15 protein-coding genes and 1 tRNA gene are annotated in these 21077 nt (G+C 67.6%); 6 read left to right on the top strand and 10 right to left on the bottom strand.

The window, feature by feature from the left end:
• Positions 1 to 20: 20 nt before the first annotated feature.
• On the bottom strand, positions 21 to 890 hold the full coding sequence (locus ACT3S6_RS14230; RefSeq protein ID WP_444555491.1) for a DsbA family protein: 870 nt from the start codon (positions 888 to 890) through the stop codon (positions 21 to 23).
• A gap of 177 nt (positions 891 to 1067) precedes the next feature.
• Between ACT3S6_RS14230 and ACT3S6_RS14225 the strand changes: the two genes are divergently transcribed.
• From ACT3S6_RS14225 to ACT3S6_RS14210, 4 genes are all read left to right on the top strand, one after another.
• Positions 1068 to 2552, top strand: a complete 1485-nt coding sequence (locus ACT3S6_RS14225) for an alpha,alpha-trehalose-phosphate synthase (UDP-forming) (RefSeq protein ID WP_444555501.1) — start codon at positions 1068 to 1070, stop codon at positions 2550 to 2552.
• Positions 2553 to 2554: 2 nt separating this feature from the next.
• Positions 2555 to 3328: a trehalose-phosphatase gene (otsB, locus tag ACT3S6_RS14220; protein WP_444555490.1), complete on the top strand. Its 774-nt coding sequence runs from the start codon at positions 2555 to 2557 to the stop codon at positions 3326 to 3328.
• Between the two features lie 62 nt (positions 3329 to 3390).
• Positions 3391 to 4536, top strand: a complete 1146-nt coding sequence (locus tag ACT3S6_RS14215) for an ABC transporter ATP-binding protein (RefSeq protein WP_444555489.1) — start codon at positions 3391 to 3393, stop codon at positions 4534 to 4536.
• 103 nt (positions 4537 to 4639) lie between these two features.
• The gene (locus ACT3S6_RS14210; protein ID WP_444555488.1) at positions 4640 to 6004 is read left to right on the top strand and encodes a DUF4032 domain-containing protein; all 1365 of its coding nucleotides are present in this window, start codon (positions 4640 to 4642) and stop codon (positions 6002 to 6004) included.
• 36 nt (positions 6005 to 6040) lie between these two features.
• Here the strand turns inward: ACT3S6_RS14210 and ACT3S6_RS14205 are convergent, their stop codons facing one another.
• The 6 genes from ACT3S6_RS14205 to ACT3S6_RS14180 all read right to left on the bottom strand — a co-directional run bounded on the left by ACT3S6_RS14205 (position 6041) and on the right by ACT3S6_RS14180 (position 15854).
• Positions 6041 to 7468 (bottom strand): NCS2 family permease, encoded by a 1428-nt coding sequence (locus ACT3S6_RS14205; protein ID WP_444555487.1) that lies wholly within the window; start codon positions 7466 to 7468, stop codon positions 6041 to 6043.
• 93 nt (positions 7469 to 7561) lie between these two features.
• Positions 7562 to 8872 carry a guanine deaminase gene (locus ACT3S6_RS14200; protein WP_444555486.1) on the bottom strand — a complete coding sequence of 437 codons (1311 nt, stop codon included), beginning with the start codon at positions 8870 to 8872 and terminating at the stop codon, positions 7562 to 7564.
• Positions 8869 to 9672, bottom strand: a complete 804-nt coding sequence (gene xdhC, locus ACT3S6_RS14195) for a xanthine dehydrogenase accessory protein XdhC (RefSeq protein ID WP_444555485.1) — start codon at positions 9670 to 9672, stop codon at positions 8869 to 8871. The genes ACT3S6_RS14200 and xdhC overlap by 4 nt, the downstream gene beginning before the upstream one ends.
• Positions 9673 to 9687: 15 nt before the next feature.
• Positions 9688 to 12057, bottom strand: a complete 2370-nt coding sequence (gene xdhB, locus ACT3S6_RS14190; RefSeq protein ID WP_444555484.1) for a xanthine dehydrogenase molybdopterin binding subunit — start codon at positions 12055 to 12057, stop codon at positions 9688 to 9690.
• The gene (locus ACT3S6_RS14185) at positions 12054 to 13709 is read right to left on the bottom strand and encodes a xanthine dehydrogenase small subunit (protein ID WP_444555483.1); all 1656 of its coding nucleotides are present in this window, start codon (positions 13707 to 13709) and stop codon (positions 12054 to 12056) included. Before ACT3S6_RS14185 ends, xdhB begins: the two co-directional genes overlap by 4 nt.
• A gap of 237 nt (positions 13710 to 13946) precedes the next feature.
• Positions 13947 to 15854, bottom strand: a complete 1908-nt coding sequence (locus ACT3S6_RS14180; protein ID WP_444555482.1) for an alpha-amylase family glycosyl hydrolase — start codon at positions 15852 to 15854, stop codon at positions 13947 to 13949.
• A 169-nt stretch (positions 15855 to 16023) separates the two neighbouring features.
• On the opposite strand from ACT3S6_RS14180, the gene ACT3S6_RS14175 reads away from it, so the two are divergent.
• On the top strand, positions 16024 to 17802 hold the full coding sequence (locus ACT3S6_RS14175; RefSeq protein ID WP_444555481.1) for a glycoside hydrolase family 13 protein: 1779 nt from the start codon (positions 16024 to 16026) through the stop codon (positions 17800 to 17802).
• Positions 17803 to 17842: 40 nt separating this feature from the next.
• Positions 17843 to 18868 carry a LacI family DNA-binding transcriptional regulator gene (locus tag ACT3S6_RS14170; protein ID WP_444555480.1) on the top strand — a complete coding sequence of 342 codons (1026 nt, stop codon included), beginning with the start codon at positions 17843 to 17845 and terminating at the stop codon, positions 18866 to 18868.
• A 110-nt stretch (positions 18869 to 18978) separates the two neighbouring features.
• On the opposite strand, the gene ACT3S6_RS14165 is transcribed toward ACT3S6_RS14170, so the two are convergent.
• The 3 genes from ACT3S6_RS14165 to ACT3S6_RS14155 form a co-directional block, all read right to left on the bottom strand.
• Positions 18979 to 19055: transfer RNA gene (locus ACT3S6_RS14165), tRNA-Pro, on the bottom strand.
• A gap of 64 nt (positions 19056 to 19119) precedes the next feature.
• Positions 19120 to 20508 carry an FAD-binding oxidoreductase gene (locus ACT3S6_RS14160; protein WP_444555479.1) on the bottom strand — a complete coding sequence of 463 codons (1389 nt, stop codon included), beginning with the start codon at positions 20506 to 20508 and terminating at the stop codon, positions 19120 to 19122.
• Positions 20505 to 21029 carry a hypothetical protein gene (locus ACT3S6_RS14155; RefSeq protein WP_444555478.1) on the bottom strand — a complete coding sequence of 175 codons (525 nt, stop codon included), beginning with the start codon at positions 21027 to 21029 and terminating at the stop codon, positions 20505 to 20507. Before ACT3S6_RS14155 ends, ACT3S6_RS14160 begins: the two co-directional genes overlap by 4 nt.
• Positions 21030 to 21077 lie beyond the last annotated feature (48 nt).

Here is a 21077-nt window from a genome sequence, read left to right as displayed (position 1 = left end):
GACGGCGATAGCGGCCGGGGCTACTTGTTATCCGCCACTGCCTGGTCGAGGACCTCCTTGAAGTCCTCCTCGCCGATCTTCCATTCGTGGCCGTTGATGTAGGCGGCCGGGGTTCCGCCGACTTCGTACTTCTGGAACCCGACGTTGACGTATTCCGCCCAGGGCCGGAATTCGGTGCCGTCGGCGCAGGAGGAGATGTCCCCCGCCCCGGATTGTTCGGCGATCTTGGCCAGCTTCGCGTTGGGCAGGCCGGAGCCGCCTTCCTCCGGCTGCTGTTCGAACAGCGCGGTCAGGTAGTCGCTGAACGCCTCGGGCTTGGCATCGGCAACACAAGCCACCGCGTTGGCGGCCCGCGAGGAGTAGTTCGTGGAGGACATGCGGTCCAGGAACGTGGCGATCCGGTATTCGAGGGTGATGTCGCCGTCGTCGGCCAGCTTCTCCAGATCGGCACCGTATTGGCTCTCGAAGTCCTTGCAGACCGGGCAGCTCATATCCGCGTAGATGACGACCTGGACGGGGTCGCCCTTCTTGCCTTCGGTCACCCCGCCGGGGACGCTCTTGCCGTCGATGCTCCCGGCATCGGGTACCGCATCCTTGTCGACCGACATGGTCGGGGTCTCGGTCAGGCCGTCCGAGGTGAGCGTGTATCCGCCGTACTGGTTGCCGTGGGCCGGGGCCTGTCCGGCATCGGGGATGCTCGTCTTGTTGTTCTGCATCACGAGCGTCACGACGACGGCGATGATCGCGATGATCGCCACCAGGACACCGAGCTTCAGGAACAGGGAGTTGCGTTTCTCTGCCGTCTGTTGCCGTGCGTGGAGCTGTCGAGCCTGCTCACGGGCGGTGGCGTTCCTCTCGGCCTTCGGCGGCCTCGGGGTGTTTGATGCCATGAAAGTACATTCCTACTCTGCTGGATCGGACGGGAAACCCCACTTAGTTTAGGGCACCGTTCCTGTGTGCCCGCCGTGAAGGGAGTGCAGGGCCCGCCCCGGGCGCATAAGCTCGGGGCAGAAGAGGTACGTCCACGCACCCCAAGGAGGCAAGCCGTGCCCAATACAGTGAGCAGCATGCAGGATTACCGGAGCACGACGGCGTCACGCGAACGCCGCGCTCCGGTCACCGCCGAGAAGAAGGCAGTCACCGGCGAATTTGATTTCGTGGTCGTGGCCAACCGTCTGCCCGTGGATCGGGTCGTCACCGCCGAGGGCGTCTCACAGTGGCGCCGCTCCCCCGGTGGCCTGGTCACCGCGTTGGCCCCGGTCATGGCCTCGGCCGAGGGTGCCTGGGTCGGATGGCACGGTGCCACCGACGAGGAGCTCGAGGAGTTCAAGGAAGACGGCATGCATCTGGTTCCGGTGCCGTTGAGCCAAGAGGATGTGGAGCTGTATTACGAGGGGTTCTCCAACTCCACCCTGTGGCCGCTCTACCACGATGTGATCATGCCCCCGGAGTTCCACCGCACCTGGTGGGACCGTTACCGCGAGATCAACGTGCGTTTTGCCGAATCGGCAGCAGCGGCCGCTTCCAAGGGCGCCACCGTGTGGGTGCAGGACTACCAGCTCCAACTCGTCCCCCGCCTGCTGCGGGCCATGCGCCCGGATCTGAAGATCGGTTTCTTCAACCACATCCCGTTCCCTCCGATGGAGATCTTCGCGCAGCTGCCCTGGCGCCACCGCGTCCTGGAGGGGATCCTCGGCGCCGATCTGATCGGTTTCCAACGCCAGTCCGATGCCAGCAACTTCCTGCGCTGCGTGAAGCGCTACCTCGGGTTCACGGTCAAATCCCAACGCGTGCACGTCCAGGACGAGGACGGCACCCCGCGCCGGGTGGCCCGGGCCGAAGCCCACCCGATCTCCATCGATTCGGCGTTGATCGCCACCCTGGCCGAGGACCCGGCGGTGCTGGCCCGCTCCCGCGAGATCCGCGCCGATCTGGGCGATCCCGATGTGATCCTGCTGGGCGTCGACCGGCTGGACTACACCAAGGGCATCCGCCACCGCATCAAGGCCTTCGGGGAACTGCTCGCCGACCAGGAACTGACCGTGGGCCAGGCCACGCTGGTCCAGGTCGCCAGCCCCAGCCGCGAACACGTCGACCACTACATCACCCTGCGCGAGGACGTGGAGGGCAGCGTCGGACGGATCAACGGCGAATACGACACCATGAGCCACACCGCGGTGCGCTACCTGCACCACAGCTACCCGGTCGAGGAGATGGTGGCCCTCTACCTGGCCGCCGACGTCATGCTCGTCACCGCCCTGCGCGATGGCATGAACCTGGTCGCCAAGGAATATGTGGCGGCCCATGCCGATAACCGCGGGGCCCTGGTGCTCAGCGAATTCGCCGGCGCCGCCGACCAGCTGCGCCACGCCGTGCTGGTGAACCCGCACGACATCGACGGGATGAAGGAGTCCATCATGGACGCCATCCGCATGCCCGAGCAGGAAGCCGCCCGACGGATGCGCATCATGCGCCGCCAGGTCAGCACCAACGACGTCGCCCGCTGGTCGCGCGACTTCCTGGCCTCGTTGGCGCGGACCGAGGAGGACTGAGCATGGCCCTGGATGCCGACCTTCGTCACGCCCTGGAGCGCCTGCGCGATGTCAGGCTGCTGCTGGTGGCCATGGACTTCGACGGCACCATGGCCCCGTTCGTGGACCGGCCCGAGGACGCCCGGGCCCTGCCGGCCGCCGCTGAGGCCTTTGCCGGTTTGGGCGAGCTGGACAACACGGTCACCGCGCTGATCTCCGGCAGGGATCTGGAGAGCCTGCGCACCGTGGCCCGGCCGGAACCCCACGTCCTGCTGGTGGGAAGCCACGGCGGCCAGCGGTGGGCGCCCCCCGAACTGGCCGCCGATGCCGGCGGCCTGGACCTGGGCCGGGACCAGAAGGCCCTGCTGGCCACCGCGGCCTCGGTGCTGGATGAGGTCAGCGCCCGGCATCCCGGGACCACGCTGGAACACAAGCCGGCCGGCGTCGTCCTCCATGTCAGGCAGGCGGAGGCCGCGGTGGGGGCCTCGGCCCTGCGCGAGGCACGCAGCCGGTTGGAGTCCTTGACCGGCCTGGCCCTCTCCGATGGCAAGAACGTCCTGGAGGCCTCAGTCATCCGGGCGGATAAGGGCGCGGGCCTGGACTGGCTGCGCGAGGTCGTCGACGCCGACGCCGTCCTGTTCGTCGGCGACGACGTGACGGACGAGGACGCCTTCGCCGTGCTGCGTCCGGGCGACGTCGGGGTGAAGGTCGGTCCGGGGAAGACCCGGGCCCCGTTCCGGGTCGACGGAATTGGTGACGTCCCGGCACTTCTGCAATCGGTCCTCGGTGTGCAATGATTGTGACACCATTCACAACGGACCGTCGGGCACGTACCTGCCCGTGAGGGGATAGATCAATCATGGCCACTGTCACTTTTGACCAGGCAACCAGGCTCTACCCGGGCACTTCGAAGCCCGCAGTCGACCAGCTCAGTCTCGATGTCGCCGACGGGGAATTCCTCGTTTTCGTCGGACCTTCCGGTTGCGGCAAATCAACATCGCTGCGCATGCTCGCCGGGCTGGAGGACGTCAACTCGGGACGGATCCTCATCGGCGATCGCGATGTCACCGATGTCCCGCCGAAGGACCGTGACATCGCCATGGTCTTCCAGAACTACGCGCTCTACCCCCATATGTCGGTCGCCGAGAACATGGGCTTCGCCCTGAAGATCGCCGGCATCGACAAGGCCGAACGCGCCGAGCGCGTCCGTGAGGCCGCCAAGCTGCTGGACCTCGAGGACTACCTGGACCGCAAGCCCAAGGCCCTCTCCGGTGGCCAACGCCAGCGTGTGGCCATGGGCCGTGCGATCGTGCGTTCCCCGCAGGTCTTCCTCATGGACGAGCCGTTGTCGAACCTCGATGCGAAGCTGCGTGTGCAGACGCGTACGCAGATCGCCTCGCTAACCCGTCGGCTGGGCGTCACCACCGTGTACGTCACCCACGACCAGGTCGAGGCCATGACGATGGGCGACCGCGTCGCGGTCCTCAACGCCGGGATCCTGCAGCAGGTGGACACCCCTCGCAACCTCTACGACCGTCCGGCCAACGTCTTCGTTGCCGGCTTCATCGGCTCCCCCGCCATGAACCTGCTGGAGCTGCCCGCCGTTTCCGGTGGCATCGAATTCGGCAACTACACCTACCCGGTGGACCCGGCCGTCCTGGCTGAGGCCAACGGCCAGACGATCACCTCCGGCGTCCGCCCCGAAGACCTGGAGATCGTCGGGGCCGGTGAAGGCCTGGACGTCGAGGTCGACGTGGTCGAGGAACTCGGCGCCGACGCCTACGTCTACGGCCACGCCACCCTGGATGGCCGCGAGTACCCGATGGTCATCCGCGTGGACGGGCGCAGGCCCCCGCTGAAGGGCTCAACCGTGATGGTCCGCCCGAAGGCCGAGCACATCCACATGTTCGACACCAAGACCGGGCAGCGCCTGGGTGATCCCGAGGCGGCCAACGCCCCGCAGGCCTCGCTGGCCGACGTGGAGAACCTCGTCGATTCCGAGTAACCACCACCGGTAGCCGACGGCGGCCCCGCCTTCACCGCGAAGGCGGGGCCGGCGTCGTTCCACCCGCCTGGCCCGTGGGGCCCGGCGCAGAACCGAGGATGCGATGACCCGCCATTACGCCAGCTGGCACAACGAACCGACCGACTACAGCCAGCACGGCAAGCTCCCCCGTGAAACCGCGATCAGCGACGAGACCCCGCGCACCTCGCTGGGTGGTTCGTTGAACATCACCTCGGCCACCATGGATTCGGCGCTGCTGGACCTGCCGTGGCATATTCCGTTGGAGGACTGGCCGGCCAGGAACCTCGCGGCGCTGCCGCGCGGCATTTCCCGCCACGTCGTCCGCTTCGCCCTGCTCCGTGAAACCGTCATCGCGGTCAAGGAGACCGGGGAGCATATCGCCCGGCATGAGTACCACATGCTGCGCAAGCTCAACCGGTTGGGGGTTCCCTGCGTGGAGCCGGTGGCCGTCATCAGCGGCCGTGCCGACGAGAACGGGGAGGAACTGGACCCGGTCCTGGTGACCCGGCACCTGAAGTATTCGCTGCCGTATCGCGCCCTGTTCTCCCAGCGGCTCCGACGCGAGACGTTGCACCGGCTCATCGACGCCCAGGCCCTGCTGCTGGTCCGGCTGCATCTGGCCGGCTTCTACTGGGGCGATGTCTCCCTCTCGAACACCCTGTTCCGCCGGGACGCCGAATCCTTCGCCGCCTACCTCGTGGACGCCGAGACCGGGGAACTGTACCCCTCGCTCTCCGACGGCCAACGGGAATACGATCTGGAGATCGCCCGGGTGAACATCGCCGGTGAGCTGATGGACCTGATGGAGGCCTCGTTGATCGAGGACTCGGTGGACCCGCTGGCCACCAGCGAGCAGATCATGGACAGCTACCACCGGCTGTGGCAGGAGCTCACCCGGCGCGACCACGTCGATCTGGCCGAACGGTGGCGGGTCGACGAGCGGATCCGCCGGCTCAACGACCTGGGCTTCGACGTCGACGAAATCGCCTTGCGGACCACCGCCGACGGCACCCAACTGCAGATCCAGCCCAAGGTCGTCGACGCCGGGCACCACCAGCGCCGGCTGCTGCGCCTGACCGGTCTGGACGTCCAGGAGTTCCAGGCCCGGCGGCTGCTCAACGACATCGACGCCTTCCGTGCCCGCAAGCATCCGGAGATGGACGAGGAACTCAACGCGGCCCAGTGGGTGCACGAGGTCTTCGATCCCATCACCCAGGCGATCCCGCGTGAACTCCACGGCAAGCTCGAACCGGCCCAACTGGTCCATGAGGTCCTGGAGCACCGCTGGTTCATCTCCGAACAACGCGGCAGCAACGTCCCGATGTCCAAGACCATCGAGTCCTATATCGAAACGATCCTGCGCCACCGTCGGGACGAGGCGGCGATCATGCTCAATCCCCCGTCGGGGGTGTTGGACGCAGTCGACCAGCCCGAGGACGGGGACTAGCACCCCGGGCTGGGTCGACGGCCCCGATCCACGCGGTCAGCCCAGCCAGATCCACCTCACGATCAGCAGTGCCGCGATGAGGTAGAGGATCCAGTGGGCTTCCTTGATCCGCCCGGAGCACACCTTGATGAGTGCGTAGGAGACCAGGCCGACGGCGACGCCCTCGGCGATCGAAAAGGTCAGCGGCATGACGATGATCGTCAGGAACGCCGGCAGGGATTCGGAGATGTCGTCCCATTCGATATGTCGCGCCCCTTCCATCATCAACGCCCCGACGAGGATGAGTGCCGGGGCCGTGGCCGAGGTCGGCACGGCGGCGATGACCGGGGAGAAGAACATCGCCAGGCCGAAGAAGCCGGCGACGGTGACCGCGGTCAACCCCGTGCGGCCCCCTTCCTCGACCCCTGCCGCCGATTCGACGTAGGCGGTCGTGGTCGAGGTGCCCAGGGCGGCACCGCTGAGCGCAGCGAGTCCGTCCATCGAGAACAGGGTCTTCGCCCGCGGCATCTCGCCGTCCTTGCCGATCATGCCGGCCCGCTGGCTCAGCCCGGTGAGGGTTCCGGTGGCGTCGAAGAAATCGACGAAGAAGAACGTGAACACCACCGACAGCAGTCCGGCTCCCAGCGCCCCGCCGATGTCCAGGTGGAAGGCGAGGTCACTGGGCCAGATGGGCATCTGGACCGGAGAACCCCCGAAGCCGCCGAAGGCCGCGAACGTGCCCTCCTCGGCGCCCGGGTAGACCGGCAGCCGGCTGACGACGGCGATGAGGGTCGTGGCGATGATCCCGACCAGGATCGCCGCCTTGACCCGCAGTTTCATGAGCACGGCGATGATCAGCAGCCCGAGCAGCCCCAACCACACATGTGGTTTGGTGACGTCGCCGATGCTGACCAATGTCGCGTCGTCACTGACGACGAATCCCATGTTCTTCATGCCCAGGAAGGCCAGGAAGGCACCGATTCCTGCGGTGATCGCGTACTTCATGCTGATCGACAGGGCCCGGGCAATCGCTTGCCGGACCCCGAAGATGCTCAGGATGATGAACAGCACCCCCGAGATGAACACGGCACCGAGCGCCGTCTCCCAGCGGTATCCCAGCCCCAGGACCACCGTGTAGGAGAAGTAGGCGTTCAGCCCCATGCCGGGTGCCTGGGCGAAGGGGTAGCGGGCGATCAGACCCATGTACAGCGAACCGAGGATCGCCGCCATGCAGGTGACCATCACCAGTTGGGTGAACAGGTTCCCCACATCGGGCATCTGCCCGGCCATGGCATCGTTGAGGATGCTCGGGTTCACGAAGATGACATAGCTCATCGCCAGGAACGTCGTGATGCCGGCGCGGAACTCGATGCCGTAGGTCGACCCGTGTTCGCTGACCTTGAAGTATCTGTCGATCGCGCTCCGGTGCGCGGCGGAGGTTTTTTCCGGTGGAACACTTTCCCGTTTCGGGGTGTTGGTACTCATTGTTCTCCTTTGAACTGTGGTGGAACCACCATGACGTGGCGCATCGGGTCCGCAGTGGACGATGGCCCGCCTGATCCGTGGGGATCCCGAGGATTACTCTGGCGTACGGGTACGGGTCGCCACACCCCCCATCCAGACGCGGTCGATATCCGCGCTGGTCCCGTTGGCGAAGACTGCGGCAAGGGCGCGATCGGCGCTGACGGCGTTCCGCAGGATGGCTTCGAGGGGGGTCCCGGATGGCGGGTTGACCTCGATCGCGTCGAAGACGGCGCCGACGCTGAGATGGCCGACGTCGTCATGGCCCAGGGCGCGGGCCCCGGACACGGTGGCCAGATGGAGCAGATGAGCCGGCCCCAACGCGAGGCCGTTCGGTTGCAACTGCTGGTGGAAGTAGGCCTGTAGGCCTTCCTTGAACTGGTTGAATCCGGTGCCGGCCCCGACATCGGAGCCCAGCGAGACCCGCACCCCGGCTTCGAGGTGTCTGCGCAACGGAAACAGGCCGCTGCCGAGGGAGGAGTTCGACGACGGACAGTGGGCTACCGCGGTCCCGGTCTCGCCCAGCAGGGCCAGTTCGGCATCGGTGGGGTGGACGTTGTGGGCCAATAGGCTGCGGGGCCCGAGCAAGCCGTGCCGATCGTAGACGTCGCTGTAGCTCGAGGCGGTCGGGAACAATGCGGCCACCGCCGCCATCTCCGCCTGGTTCTCGTTGACGTGGGAAGTGAAGAACAGGTCGGGGGCGCCCTCGAGGGTCTCCCGGCAGGAGTCGAGCAGGTCGGGGCTCGCCGAGAGCGCGAACCGCGGGGTCACGGCGTATCGCAGCTTCCCCTTCCCGTGCCAGCTGTCGATCAACCCCGCCGCGTCGGCGGCCGCCCGTTCCGGGGTGGTGTGGAGGTCCTCGCGCAGCTCCTGGTCCGCCACCACCAGTCCCGCGGTCATCCGTAGTCCGCTGTGGTGCGCGGCCCGGAACAGGGCGTCGGTGGCCGGGACGTAGTGGGCCCCGAAGGCCAGGGCGGTGGTGGTTCCGGCACTGATCAGTCCGTTCACGAACTCGTCGGCGACCGCCCGGGCATGGGCCGGGTCGGCCATGCGGGCCTCCTCGGGCAGGGCGCAGTACTCGAGCCATTCCAGCAGCGGCATCCCCAGTCCACCGATGATCCGCAACTGCGGGTAGTGCACATGGGTATCGACCAGCCCGGGGAGCAACAACCCCTCGATGCCGGTGAGTGTCGCGGACGGATGGAGTCGTTGGGCCTCGGCGAGGGAGCCGCGGAAGGTGATGACACCTTCGGTGACGGCGAGCGCACAGTCCTCGGCGCGCAACCCGCCGCCCTCGAAGGGGTCCCGGGGGGTGTCCAGGATGCGGCCGTGGAAGATCGTCGTGGGAGCAAGGTCGTCGTGGATCATGGGGTGGCTTTCTGGAAGACGCGCATGAGGTCGGCGGCGACGCTGATGGCGATGACGGCGGGGTGTTTCCCGGTGAGATCGGGAACCCCGATCGGGCATTGGATACGTTCGATGGCTGCGTCGGCATGGCCTTCGGCAGCAAGTTTCTTGCGGAACCGGGACCATTTCGCCGAGGAGCCGATCACTCCGATGCTCCCGAGACTCCCGCGCCGCAGGGCGGCGTCGCAGAGGATCAGGTCTTCGGCGTGGTCATGGGTGAGGATCAGGACATGGGCGTCATCAGGGAGTTCGGCGATCAGGGTCTCGGGGGCCGGCAGGGTGTGCAGGTGCACGGTGGCCGGGCCCTCGCTCAACGTGGCGGTCAGGGTCTCGTCGACCATTCCCCGCCTGGTATCGGCCAGGTGGAGGGTCAGCTCGGTCCTGCTGAGGATCCGGGCCAGTTCCTTGCCGACGTGTCCGGCCCCGAAGACCGCCACCGTGGGGCGGCGGCCGATCGGCTCCATGAGCACCCGGACGGTGCCGCCACAGCATTGGGTGCCGTAGGCGACCTGTGCGTGCTCATTGAGGCCGAATTCGGTTTCGGCCACCTCCTCGGCCCCCTGACGCAGCATCGTGCGGGCCTGTTCGGTGACGGTTGCTTCCATGTTGCCCCCGCCGACGCTGCCCGAGGTGGTGTCCGCGGCGATGAACATCTTCGCGCCGACTTCGCGGGGCGAGTGTCCGCGCACCTCGATGATCGTCGCGAGTATCCCGGCGGTCCCGGTGGCGCGGGCACGGCTGAGCCCGGTGATCCAATCCATGCTGTTCCACCCCCGTCATTCGGCCGGCAGGGCCGGGGAGGGGGTCCTCCGACGGACCTGGTCCAACGCCCAGTACACGGCTTCGGGGGTGGCCGGGGACGGCAGTTCGACCTGCTGTCCCGGCTCGCCGAAGGCCGCGGCGGCGGCCCGCAAGGCCTCCCGCACCGCGATCGAGAGCATGAGCGGCGGCTCCCCCACCGCCTTGGACCCGTAGACGCTGCCATCGTCGGTGGGGTGGACATACAGATCGACGTTGAACACCTGCGGCAGTTCCGAGAAGGAAGGCAGCTTATAGGTGCTCGCCGCCTGGGTCAGCAGTTTGCCGCGGTGCGGGCCCTCGCTGGTATCCCAGCGCAGGTCCTCCTGGGTGAGCCATCCGGCGCCCTGGACGAAGGCCCCCTCGATCTGCCCGAGGTCGATCAGCGGCGACAGCGAACTACCGACGTCGTGCAGCAGATCCACCTGCCGGGTCGTATACGCCCCGGTGTACCCGTCGACCTCGACCTCGGCCACGGCGGCACCGCGGGAGTAGTACTTGAACGCATTGCCCTGGTAGGTGCTCGGATCGAAGTAGAGGCCCTCGGTACGGAAGTAGCCGGTCGCCGAAAGGGAGACGCGTTGCTGGTAGGCCGTCTCGACGAGCTCGGCCCAGTCCACGGTGTTCTTCGTCCCCAGACCACTGACGACTTCGCCGCTGATGCGCACATCGTTGGAGTTCACGCCCAGCATGCCGGCGGCCACCGGGGCCAGCCGGTCCAGGATGAGTTCGCAGGCGTTCTTCACTGCCCCGCCGTTGAGGTCGGAGCCCGTCGAGGCGGAGGTGGCCGAGCTGTTGGGCACCTTATCGGTCCGGGTCGGGGCCAGTCGCACCCGGCGCAACGGCAGGCCCAACGCGGTCGCGGCGACGTGCAGCATCTTGGTGTGCAGCCCCTGGCCCATCTCCGTCCCCCCGTGGTTGATCAGCACCGATCCGTCCCGATAGATCAGCACGAGGGCCCCGGCCTGGTTCAGGACCGGCTTGTTGAACGAGACACCGAACTTCACCGGGGTGATGGCCAGGCCCCGTTTGACGTGCTGGTTCCCGGCGTTGAAATCGGCGACGTCGCGCAGTCGGGCGTGGTAATCGCTGCTCTGTAGGAGCGTGTCCCAGATGTCTCCCATGCGCGCGGCCTGGCTGACCTCCTGCCCATAGGGGGTCCTCTGGCCCGGGGCGTAGAAGTTCCGGCGGCGGATCTCCTCTTCGTCGATGCCCAGTTTCGTGGCCGCCTGACCCAGCAGGTCCTCGGTCACGATCATCCCTGCCGGGGCACCGAATCCACGGAAGGCCGTATGGGAGGTCTTGTTCGTCCGGGCGATCCGGCCGACGACGTGGACGTTGGGAAGGTAGTAGGCGTTGTCCACGTGGCACAACGCCCGGCTGACCACCGCGGGCGAGAGGTCGACGCTGAACCCCCCATCGGCGGTCAGCACCGCCTTATAGGCCAGGATGTGACCCTCGTCGTCCAGCCCGGCCTCCCAGGTGGCGTGGAATCCGCCTCGTTTGCCGGTCATGGTCAGATCCTGGGTGCGGTTCAACCGCAGGCTCACGGGCCGGCCGGTGAGCACAGCCCCCAGGGCGGCGACGGAGGCGAACGCGTTGGCGTTCGTTTCCTTCCCGCCGAAGCCTCCCCCCATGCGCAGGCACTGCACGGTCACCTGGCTCGAGGAGATCCCCAACACCCGGGCGACGACCTCCTGGGTGTGGCTCGGGGCCTGGGTCGAGGACTGGATGAAGACCTGTCCCCCCTCGTCGATGGTGGCAAAAGAGGCTTGGGTCTCCAGGTAGAAGTGTTCCTGGCCCTGGATGTCGATCCCCCCGCTGAGACGGTGCGGGGCCGTCGCCAGGGCCTCATCCGCGTCGCCACGGTGCAGGGTCCCCGTCGGTCCCTGGAACGCCCCGGCGGCGATGGCCTCCTGGGTGGTGATGATGGAGGGCAGCTCGGTCTGGGTGATCTCGATGGCCTCGCTGGCCAGCCGGGCCTGTTCGAGGGTCTCGGCGAGGACCCAGGCCACGGGTTGGCCGTGGAACTGCACTTCCGCGGGGAAGAGGGTCTCGTCGCCGATGTCGCCGTAGTCGTTGAGACCGGGGACGTCTTCCGCGGTGAGCACCCGGACCACCCCCGGCATGGTCCGGGCCGTGGACGTGTCCAGGGAATCGATGCGGGCGTGGGCGCAGAACACCTGCAACGGCCAGGCATGCAGGACGTTGGCGGAACGGTGCGGCAGGTCGTCGGTGTACAGCGCGTGACCGGTGACGTGGTCCCACGCCGCCTCATGTGGCATGACGACCCCGGCAGCACTGTCCCGGGGGATGTCGGCCAGGGGACGGGACGAGAACGGTTTCATGATCCGACCTCCTCGTGGAAGCGGCGTATGGATTGGGCGAGCGTGGCACTGCGGTAGGCGGCGCTGGCCCGGTGGTCGGACATCGGTGTCCCTTCGGCCTCCATGACCTCCGCGGCGGCCTCGAACGTCCGGGCCGTCCATGGCTGGCCGAGCAGCGCGGCTTCGGTGTCCCGGGCGCGCAGCGGCGTGGCGGCGGCTCCCCCGACGCCGATGCGGATGTGCTCGATGCTCCCGTCGGTGACGGTCGCGGCGATGGCCACCGCCACCGAGGAGATGTCGTCGAATCTGCGTTTGGCGACCTTGTAGAACCTGGCCACCGGCGCCATGGGTGTCGGGATGCGCACCGCACGGATGAGTTCATCGGCCTCACGCACGCTTTGCCGGTACCCGGTGAAGTATTCGGCCAAGGCCACCGTCCGGTCTCCTCGCGGGGAGCTGAGCACCAGATCGGCGTCCAGGGCCAACAGTGCCGGGGCCAGATCGCCGATGGGTGATCCGGTGCCCAGGTTCCCGCCGATCGTCGCGGCATTGCGGATCAGTCGGGAGGCGAACAGGGGGAAGAGTTCGGCGAGCAGGGGCACCGATCCGTCCAGGCGCCGCTCGACTTCCGACAGGGTCAGCGCCGCCCCGATCTCCAGGTGGTCCCCGTCCTGGCGGAACCGCCGCAGTTCGGGCAGCTGGTCGATGGCGATGGTCAGCGGGGCGCGGCGATGCTTGATGGTCAGCTCGACCCCCCAGTCGGTCGAGCCGGCCAGCAGGACCGCTTCCCGGGTCGAACCGAGCAGTTCCAGAGCTTCGGCGAGATCCGCCGGGCGCACGAAGGTGCCGGACTCGCCGTCGAGGCGCAGTGGCCTGCTGGCCGGCGCCGGTTGGTTCCGCCGCCGGGCGATCGGATCATCGGGATCGACCTCGCCGAGGGCGAAGGCCGCATCGCGGATGGGCCGGTAGCCGGTGCAGCGGCACAGGTTTCCCGACAGGGCATGGAGGTCGAATCCGTTGGCCCCGATCTCCGGTTCATGCCCGGAGGTCGATTCGTATCTGGTGGCTGGTTCGGTCCTGGTCTCCGTGGGCGCCGAGGTCCGTGGGGGCAGCCAGGATTCCAGCGGTCTGGCCTGGTCGTCGGCGACCATCGGCCAGGGAAGTTCGTTGCCCGAGGGGACGGGCTCGGCGGTGGAGACGATTTCCGAGGTCGAGGGGGCCGAGCCGCAACCACCGGGGCCGCAGGCGCAACCGGTCCGGTCTTCACGGTAGTACTCGGCGGCCATCGAGGAGACGAACCCGGGGGTGCAGTAGCCGCACTGGGAACCGCCCCGCTGGGCCATTTCCTGCTGCACGGGGTGCAGCGCCTCGGCGGAGGCCAGCCCCTCGGCGGTATAGATCTCCTGACCGGCCAGCGCGGCGGCGGGGACCAGACATGAGTTGATCGAGGTCCAGCGGGTGCCACCGTCGCCGTCGGGGCGGGATACCATCACGGCGCAGGCCCCGCATTCGCCCTCCGCGCAGCCCTCCTTCGGGCCGGTGATCCCGCTGCCGCGCAGCCACTGCAGCGTGGTCGTATGCGGGGCGACGTCGGCGACGGACATCCCCCGGTCGTTGACGCTCACGGTCGTGGCGGACGCGTCGTGGGCGGTGTGATCGGCAATTCCGGTCATGATTGACCCTCCTTCGACCTATCCAGCCAGAGAGCCGATCATCCGTGGATCGGTACTGCTGCTGGCATGGTTGAGGTCGACGAGGTCAGGAAAGCCACACCAGGTTATCCATGCGAACAGGTGATGACTATTGTGATGCAGCTTACATCCCTGATCGGCAAACCGGAAGTGGTGTCCCCGACCCGCCCCGTCATGTTGCGTCACCTGCACGACCACCGGTGCCGCGCGTCCCCGTCGTTAGCGCGATGCCGTGGGAACGGTGGTTCCTGCCAGTGTGAAGGCCGCCGCACTGAGCGCCCGACCACCGAGGACGACGCCGGAGTCCCCGTCGATCTCGCAGGTGACGTTTCCGTGGCTCCAGGCAGGCACCGGCGTCCCGACCGCCCCGAGGCCTTCCAACCGGAGTCCTTCGGCGGCATCACGGAAGAGCACGACCAGAACCGCCTCGTGGCGGTCTTCGCGGATGAAGGCGAGCGTCCCGCCGTCGGCGTGGAGCCACCGTAGCCCCCCGGAGGTCAGTGCCGGATGCTCCCGGCGCAACGTCGACAGCGCGGTGTAGAGACCGCGCAGATCGGTCGGGATCCTGCTCGGATCCTCCCAGGGCATGGGGGTGCGGGATTTCTCCCCGTTGAAGCCCTCGAGCCCGAATTCGTCCCCCATGAAGACCATCGGCACCCCCGGCAGGGTGAACTGCAGGGCCACGGCCAATGGCTGCGCTCCTGGAAGGATGGCGCTGGCCGCCCGGGCGGTGTCGTGGGTGTCGATCGCGTTGAGGTTCGCCAGGCGCACCCGCCAGGGGAAGGCCGCGGCGAAGTCCAGATGGGTGTCCAGGAACTCCTCGGCGCCGGTGCTGTCGGGGCCCCGTTGGGGCAACCCGTAGAAGTCGGGCCACGGCTGGGAGGTCACATTGGACTGTGGTGCCACCGCGGCACCGTCGTCCTGCCAGGTGCGCGGGCGGGCCAGCCACTGCCACAGCGGGCGGGTGAAGTTGGTATAGGTCATGGCCCCCTGCCAGGTGTCCCCCTGGAAATCGGGGGCCGCGTCGGAGGTGGATTCGGCCACCAGCAGGGCCTCGGGGTTGATCTGGTGCATCCGTCGGCGGATCATCGAGGCGATCTCGTGGTTGAAATCGTCGGCGCCGGCCCGCCCGGTCATGTTCCCGACGTCGATCCTCCAGCCGTCCATGTCGAACGGCGGCTGCAGCCAGCGGGCCACCATCGAATCGTCGTCCAGGATGAACCGGTCACGCAGCCCCTGCGAGCGCCAGTTGAACTTCGGCAGGGAGTCCACCCCGAGCCAGGCCAGATACTCGGTGTTCTCCTGGCTGAAGTAGTAGAAATCGGATTCGGGGGCCGCCGGGTTCCGGTAGGCGGCACGGAACCATTCGTGGGCGTCCCCGGAGTGGTTGGTCGTCAGGTCACCCACGACACGGATTCCGCGGGAGTGCGCATCTTCGACGAGTCGGATGAGTGCCTCGTCGCCGCCCAGCAGCGGGTCGACCCCCGCGAAGTCGGAGGCGTCGTAGCGGTGGTTGGAACGGGCCGGGAACATCGGGGTCAGGTACAGCACGCTCGCCCCGATCTGCTCGAGGTGGTCCAGATGTTCGCCGATGCCGTCCAGGTCCCCGCCGTAGTACTGGTAAGGGGTGTCCGGGCCGCGCCCGATGACCTCGCTGGTGTCCCACTCGGCGGCCACCGCCCACTCGGGTAGTTCGCGGTCGTCGGCCGCGGCGGAGCGGGCGAAGCGGTCGGGGAAGACCTGGTACATCACCGAGCGGTGGATCCATTCGGGGATCGCGGCCCCGGCGCAGATCCTGAAGTCCTGGACATCGGGGGTGTCCCGGGTCGAGGTCCCGCGGGCGTTGACCCAGAGCGACCCGGTCCCGGTGCGCATCACCCAGCGGTAGTTCTGTACGGGGTTGACCACGGTCAGCAGTGCCTGCCACCAGACCCAGCCGTCGGCCTCACCCAGCCGGGTCGCCTGGTCGTAGTGGGGTTCCGCGTCGCGCACGCTGCGCAGCCAGACCCCGCCGGGGGTGGGTTGGTCCGAGGGAACCCGCAGCCGGACGGCAACGTCCTGTCCCAGGACGGGGTCCTGACGGTCGACATGGAGTGCGGATCCGTCGTGGTGTGGCGCTTGAATCATTGATGCCTCCTGCTGGATAGTCTCTCATCCTCGGATTTCGGCAAACACGATAGTGATGCACGCCATAATTGTAAGCGCTCTCACAGGCAGGAATACCACCTGCGTCCGACGCATACGGACTCAATGCAAGCGTTTTCACGGACTGGCGACCGCGGCTAGGCTGGACCGCATGCGACCAGCCCCTGCCTTGAGCGCGGTGTCGGATCTGCCGGCCGCCGCACCCCGCCCCGACGTCCCCCCGACGATTCCGCCCGGGGCCTTCGCCCGCGGTCCCCTGGCCCACAGTCCCTCCACGGACCGCTCCTGGTGGCGCAGTTCGGTGATCTACCAGATCTATCCGCGCTCCTTCCGGGATCTGCACGGTTCGGGCACCGGAAACCTGGCCGGCATCACCGCCGAGCTCCACCAGATCGCCCGGCTGGGGGTCGACGCGATCTGGCTCTCCCCCTTCTACCCCTCCCCGCAGCACGACGCCGGGTACGACGTCTCCGACTACACGGATGTCGACCCGCTCTTCGGCACCCTCGAGGATTTCGACGCCCTCATCGCCCGGGCCGACGAGCTGGGACTGCGGGTCATCGTCGATCTGGTCCCCAACCACTGCTCCGAGGAGCACGCCGCCTTCCGCGCCGCCGTGGCCGCCGGACCGGGGTCGACGGAGCGCGAACTGTTCATCTTCCGTGATGGTCGGGGCGCAGCGGGACAGGAACCACCGAACAACTGGCAGTCACACTTCGGCGGGCCCGCCTGGACCCGCATCACCGAACCCGACGGCGCCGAGGGACAGTGGTATCTGCACCTCTTCGACTCCTCACAACCCGATTTCAATTGGGATGCCGAGGCCGTCCACGTCGAGTTCGAGAGGATCCTGCGCTTCTGGCTCGATCGCGGGGTCGCCGGTTTCCGGGTCGACGTTGCCCACGCCCTGGTCAAGGAACCAGGTCTGCCGGATTGGGGTGGAAACGCCAACGGATCCCCGCGCGAGGGCTTCCCCTTCTCCGAGGCCCCCATGTTCGGCCGGCCCGGGGTGCACGAAATCTATCGCACGTGGCGCGACATCCTCGCCGAGTACGACGGCGAACGCATCCTGTGTGCCGAAGCCAACGCCCACCCGGTGGACGCGGTCGCCGATTGGGTCCGCCCGGAGGAGATGCACCAGGCCTTCAATTTCCCGTATCTCAATACCGGCTGGGATGCCCCGGCCTTGCGTGCCGTGGTGGACCGGTCACTGGCGGCCTTCGATGCGGTGGGGGCACCCAGTACCTGGGTCCTGTCCAACCACGACGTCAGTCGCCATCCCACCCGTTTCGGCGTCCCCGCCGGCGCGCGCTCCGGGGATGGCGTGGGCCCCCGGGACCCGCAACCGGACCATGAGCTCGGCCTGGCCCGCGCCCGGGCGGCCACCGTGTTCATGCTGGGCCTGCCCGGCGGGGCCTACCTATACCAGGGCGAGGAGTTGGGCCTGCCCGACCACACCACCCTCGAGGACCGGTTCCGTCAGGACCCGAACTTCTTCAGGACCGCTGGCCAGCGGGTCGGGCGCGATGGCTGCCGCGTCCCCCTGCCCTGGACCCCTGCGGGCCCGACACTGGGGTTCGGCCCGTCGGAAACCGCCTGGTTGCCCCAACCGGCCGGGTGGGAACGGCTGGCGCGTTCCGCCCAGGACGGCGACCCCTCCTCGACCTTGTCGATGTACCGGCGGGCCCTGGCGGCACGCCGTAGGCTGGAGCTCGGCGCGGGTGGGCTGCAGTGGCTCGATACCTGCCACGCCGACGGGGTGCTCGCCTTCGAGAACTCCGGCATCGACGTCGTCCTGAACACCACCGAGGCCCCGGTGGCCCTTCCTCCCGGGGAGGTCCTGCTATCCAGCGGCCCGGTTCCCGGCGACGTCGACGGCGTGCTGGAACTGGCCGCGAATGCGGCGGTCTGGTTGCGGCGCACAACATAGGGAACCGGTCGGATCCACGCCCCTGGACGGAAGGACGCAGATGACGGGCATCAAGGACGTTGCCGCACTGGCCGGGGTCTCGGTCGCCACCGTTTCGCGCGCCCTCAGTGGCAACGGGAAGGTATCCGCCGCGGCTAGCGAACGGGTCCATGCTGCCGCTGAGTCGCTGGGCTACGTGGTGTCCTACAACGCCTCCTCCCTGGCCTCGGGACGCAGCCGGAACATCGGCCTGGTGATGCCCACCGTGGGCCGCTGGTTCTTCTCCACCGTGCTCCAGGGGGCCACCAGTGCGCTCATCGACGCCGGATACGACCTCACCTTGTACAACACCGGTGGCGAACAACGCCACCGGGATTCGGTGTTCTCGGAGCTGTTGCTGCGCAAACGTCTCGACGGGGTCATCACGGTCACGCTCAAGCTGGAGCCCGACGAGATCAACCAGCTGGCCTCCGTCGGCAAACCCGTCGTGGCCATCGGTGGCCACATTCCCCGGATCGACACGATCCAGGTCGATGACTTCAACATCGCAGCCCTGGCCACGGAGCACCTCATCGGACTGGGGCACCGGGAGCTGTCCTTCCTGGGAGGCACCGAGGAATTCGAGGTGGATTTCAAGCTCGGGTCGGCCCGTGAGGACGGCTTCGAGTCGGCGATGAACCAGGCCGGGTTGCCGGTACGCCGGGACTGGCTGCTCACCGCCGACTTCTCCACCGCTGGTGCCTATCAGAAGATCCGCAACGTGCTGGCCAATCCCCGTCGACGTCCCACCGGCTTCGTCTGCGCCTCGGATGAGATGGCTTTCGGGGCGATCTTCGCGGCACGTGACCTGGGTCTGCGGGTCCCTGAGGATGTCTCGGTGATCGGCATCGACGGGCACGAGCTCGGAGAGCTTCTCGGGTTGACGACCATTGCCCAGGATCCCGGAGGGCAGGGTGCCGCGGCCGTGGGCAAGCTGCTCTCGCTTCTGGACGGGGCGGATCCGGCCATGGGCCCCGACCCGACGGCGGGCTTCCATCCCACGGAATTCACCTCACGGACCTCCACGGGTGTTCCGCCGCAGCGCTGAAGGGAACGCCTCGGGGCGGACACGAAAAAGGGGCCGATTCCTCGGCCCCGTCCTCGTGGCTGACAACCTGTTCCGGCTTCTTCGAACCAGTGGTCCGTTGTTCCGGAAGATGGTCGGGGTGACAGGATTTGAACCTGCGACCTCGTCGTCCCGAACGACGCGCGCTACCAAGCTGCGCCACACCCCGTGGGGTCATCAACCTCAAGAAGTTTACCGGTTCGGAGGCGAATTCACTAATCGGGAGCGGGGCTTCAGATTCCCTTCCCGGGGTTCAGGATGCCCTGCGGGTCCAGCAGGGCACGAATCCGGTGCTGCAGTTCCAGGACGTCGGGTTCAAGTTCCCAGGTCAGCCAACGGCGCTTATATTGGCCGACCCCATGCTCCCCGGTGATCGTCCCCCCTGCGTCCAGCGCGGCACGGACGGACTCGTCCAATGCCGCCTCCAGGCGTTCCATCCCGGCCCGGCCCTCACCGGGGTCGATCCAGAACGTGGGGTGGAGGTTCCCGTCCCCGGCATGGCAGACGACCCTGACCCAGACCTGATGGTGTGCGGCGATCTCCTCGAGGGTGTGGATGTAGTCCACCAGCTGGGACCGCGGTACGGCGATGTCCTCACCGGCCCGGAATTCGTCGTCCTGTTCGTCACCCCGGCTGTTGCGGCGCATCTCGATGAGGTCCGCGGCATTGGGGTCATCGGCGGCACTGACCTCCGCCCCCAGTCCGGTCAAGACCTCGCGGATCACCTCTTCCTCGATCCTGGCCCCGTAGCCGTCGGTACGGATCAGGAGCATCGCTCCCCCGCGCTCGGTCAGCCGGGTCCCGTGGATCGAGTCCAGGACCTTCATCGTCCCGGCGTCCAGCATTTCGGTGATCGCCGGTTGCACCCGGGCCTTGCCGATGGCCAGGACTCCTGCTGCGGCGCCTTCCAGCCCGGGGAACAGAGCGACCATGGAGCGTTGGTCGGCACTGAGGTACCGCAGCCTGACGGTGGCGGCGACCACGATTCCCAGGGTTCCTTCCGACCCGACGAACAGGCTGGTCAGGTCATAGCCGGCCACTCCCTTGAAGGTGTTGCGGCCCACGTGGATGAGCCGGCCGTCGGCCAGGACGACGTCCAGTGCCAACACCGAATCACGGGTGACCCCGTATTTGGCACAGCGCAGGCCTCCGGCGTTGGTCGCGATGTTGCCGCCGATGGTGGAGATCTTATGACTGGCGGGGTCCGGGGCATACATCAGCCCGTGGACGGCCACCGCGTCGTTCAGATCAGAATTGATGACTCCTGGTTGGACGAGCGCCGTTTCGTCGTCGGCGCGGATGTCCAGGATGGCGTCCATCCGTTCCAGGGACAGGACCACGCTGTTGCGGGTGGCGTGGACGCCGCCGGAGACCCCGGTGCCGGCGCCCCGGGCGATCACCGAGAATCCCAGGTCACCGGCCAGCAACACGACCTGCTGCACGTCCGGGGTGTCCCGGGCGAAGACGACCGCCAGCGGTTCATGGGGATCGGCCACATGGCCGTAGTCGTGGCTGTAGCGATCCAGGACCGAGGCCTCCACGCAGACCTGTTCGGGCCCCAGGGCGCTGGTGAGTCGCTCCGCCACGACCGTGGCATCGAGATCCTGAGTGGGGGCACTCATGCGGCACCGCCCATGAAGCGCTGGTAGTAGCCCAGGATCTCGGGCCAGGACTCGGCCATCGCGTGTTGGCCTTCGCCGGCCGGGCCGGGTGCCCATCCGGCATGGGTGACCGTGACATCGGTGGCCCCGGTGCCGGTCTCCTCGAAGTCGATGACGACCCGGGTGGGGGCTTCCTGTTCGAAGCCGAGGGTGAAGTCCAGTTCCAGGCACCCGTGGGAGCGGTCGGAGGCCCCGCTGCGCAGGGGCGCTTCGGATCGAACCACGCTGCCCCATTGCCGGCGCTCCCCTGCTTCGGATTCCTCGATGAGCATTCCTTCTTCGATGCCCAGGTGGGAGCCCGGCCCCATGGTCCCCACGGTGCCCAGTGGCCACCACAGGTGCAGGTAATCGACGAACCCCTCGTAGGCCTGTTCACATTCCATTGCCACGGTCACGCCTGCCACCACCGGCTCCAGCCGGGGACGATCGCCGTCGCTACCGGAGTCGGGGGTCGGTTCCGCATGGGAGAAAATGCCATCCATGCCTCAAGACTACCTTCAGCGTCCCGACCGCGGGCCGCGGGGATATCC

Origin of the sequence: Arthrobacter sp. AOP36-C1-22, assembly GCF_052377515.1 — a bacterium.
GTDB lineage: Bacteria > Actinomycetota > Actinomycetes > Actinomycetales > Micrococcaceae > Arthrobacter_H.
The sequence above is the reverse complement of the archived record's forward strand: the minus strand, read 5'-3'. Positions and strand labels throughout refer to the sequence as shown.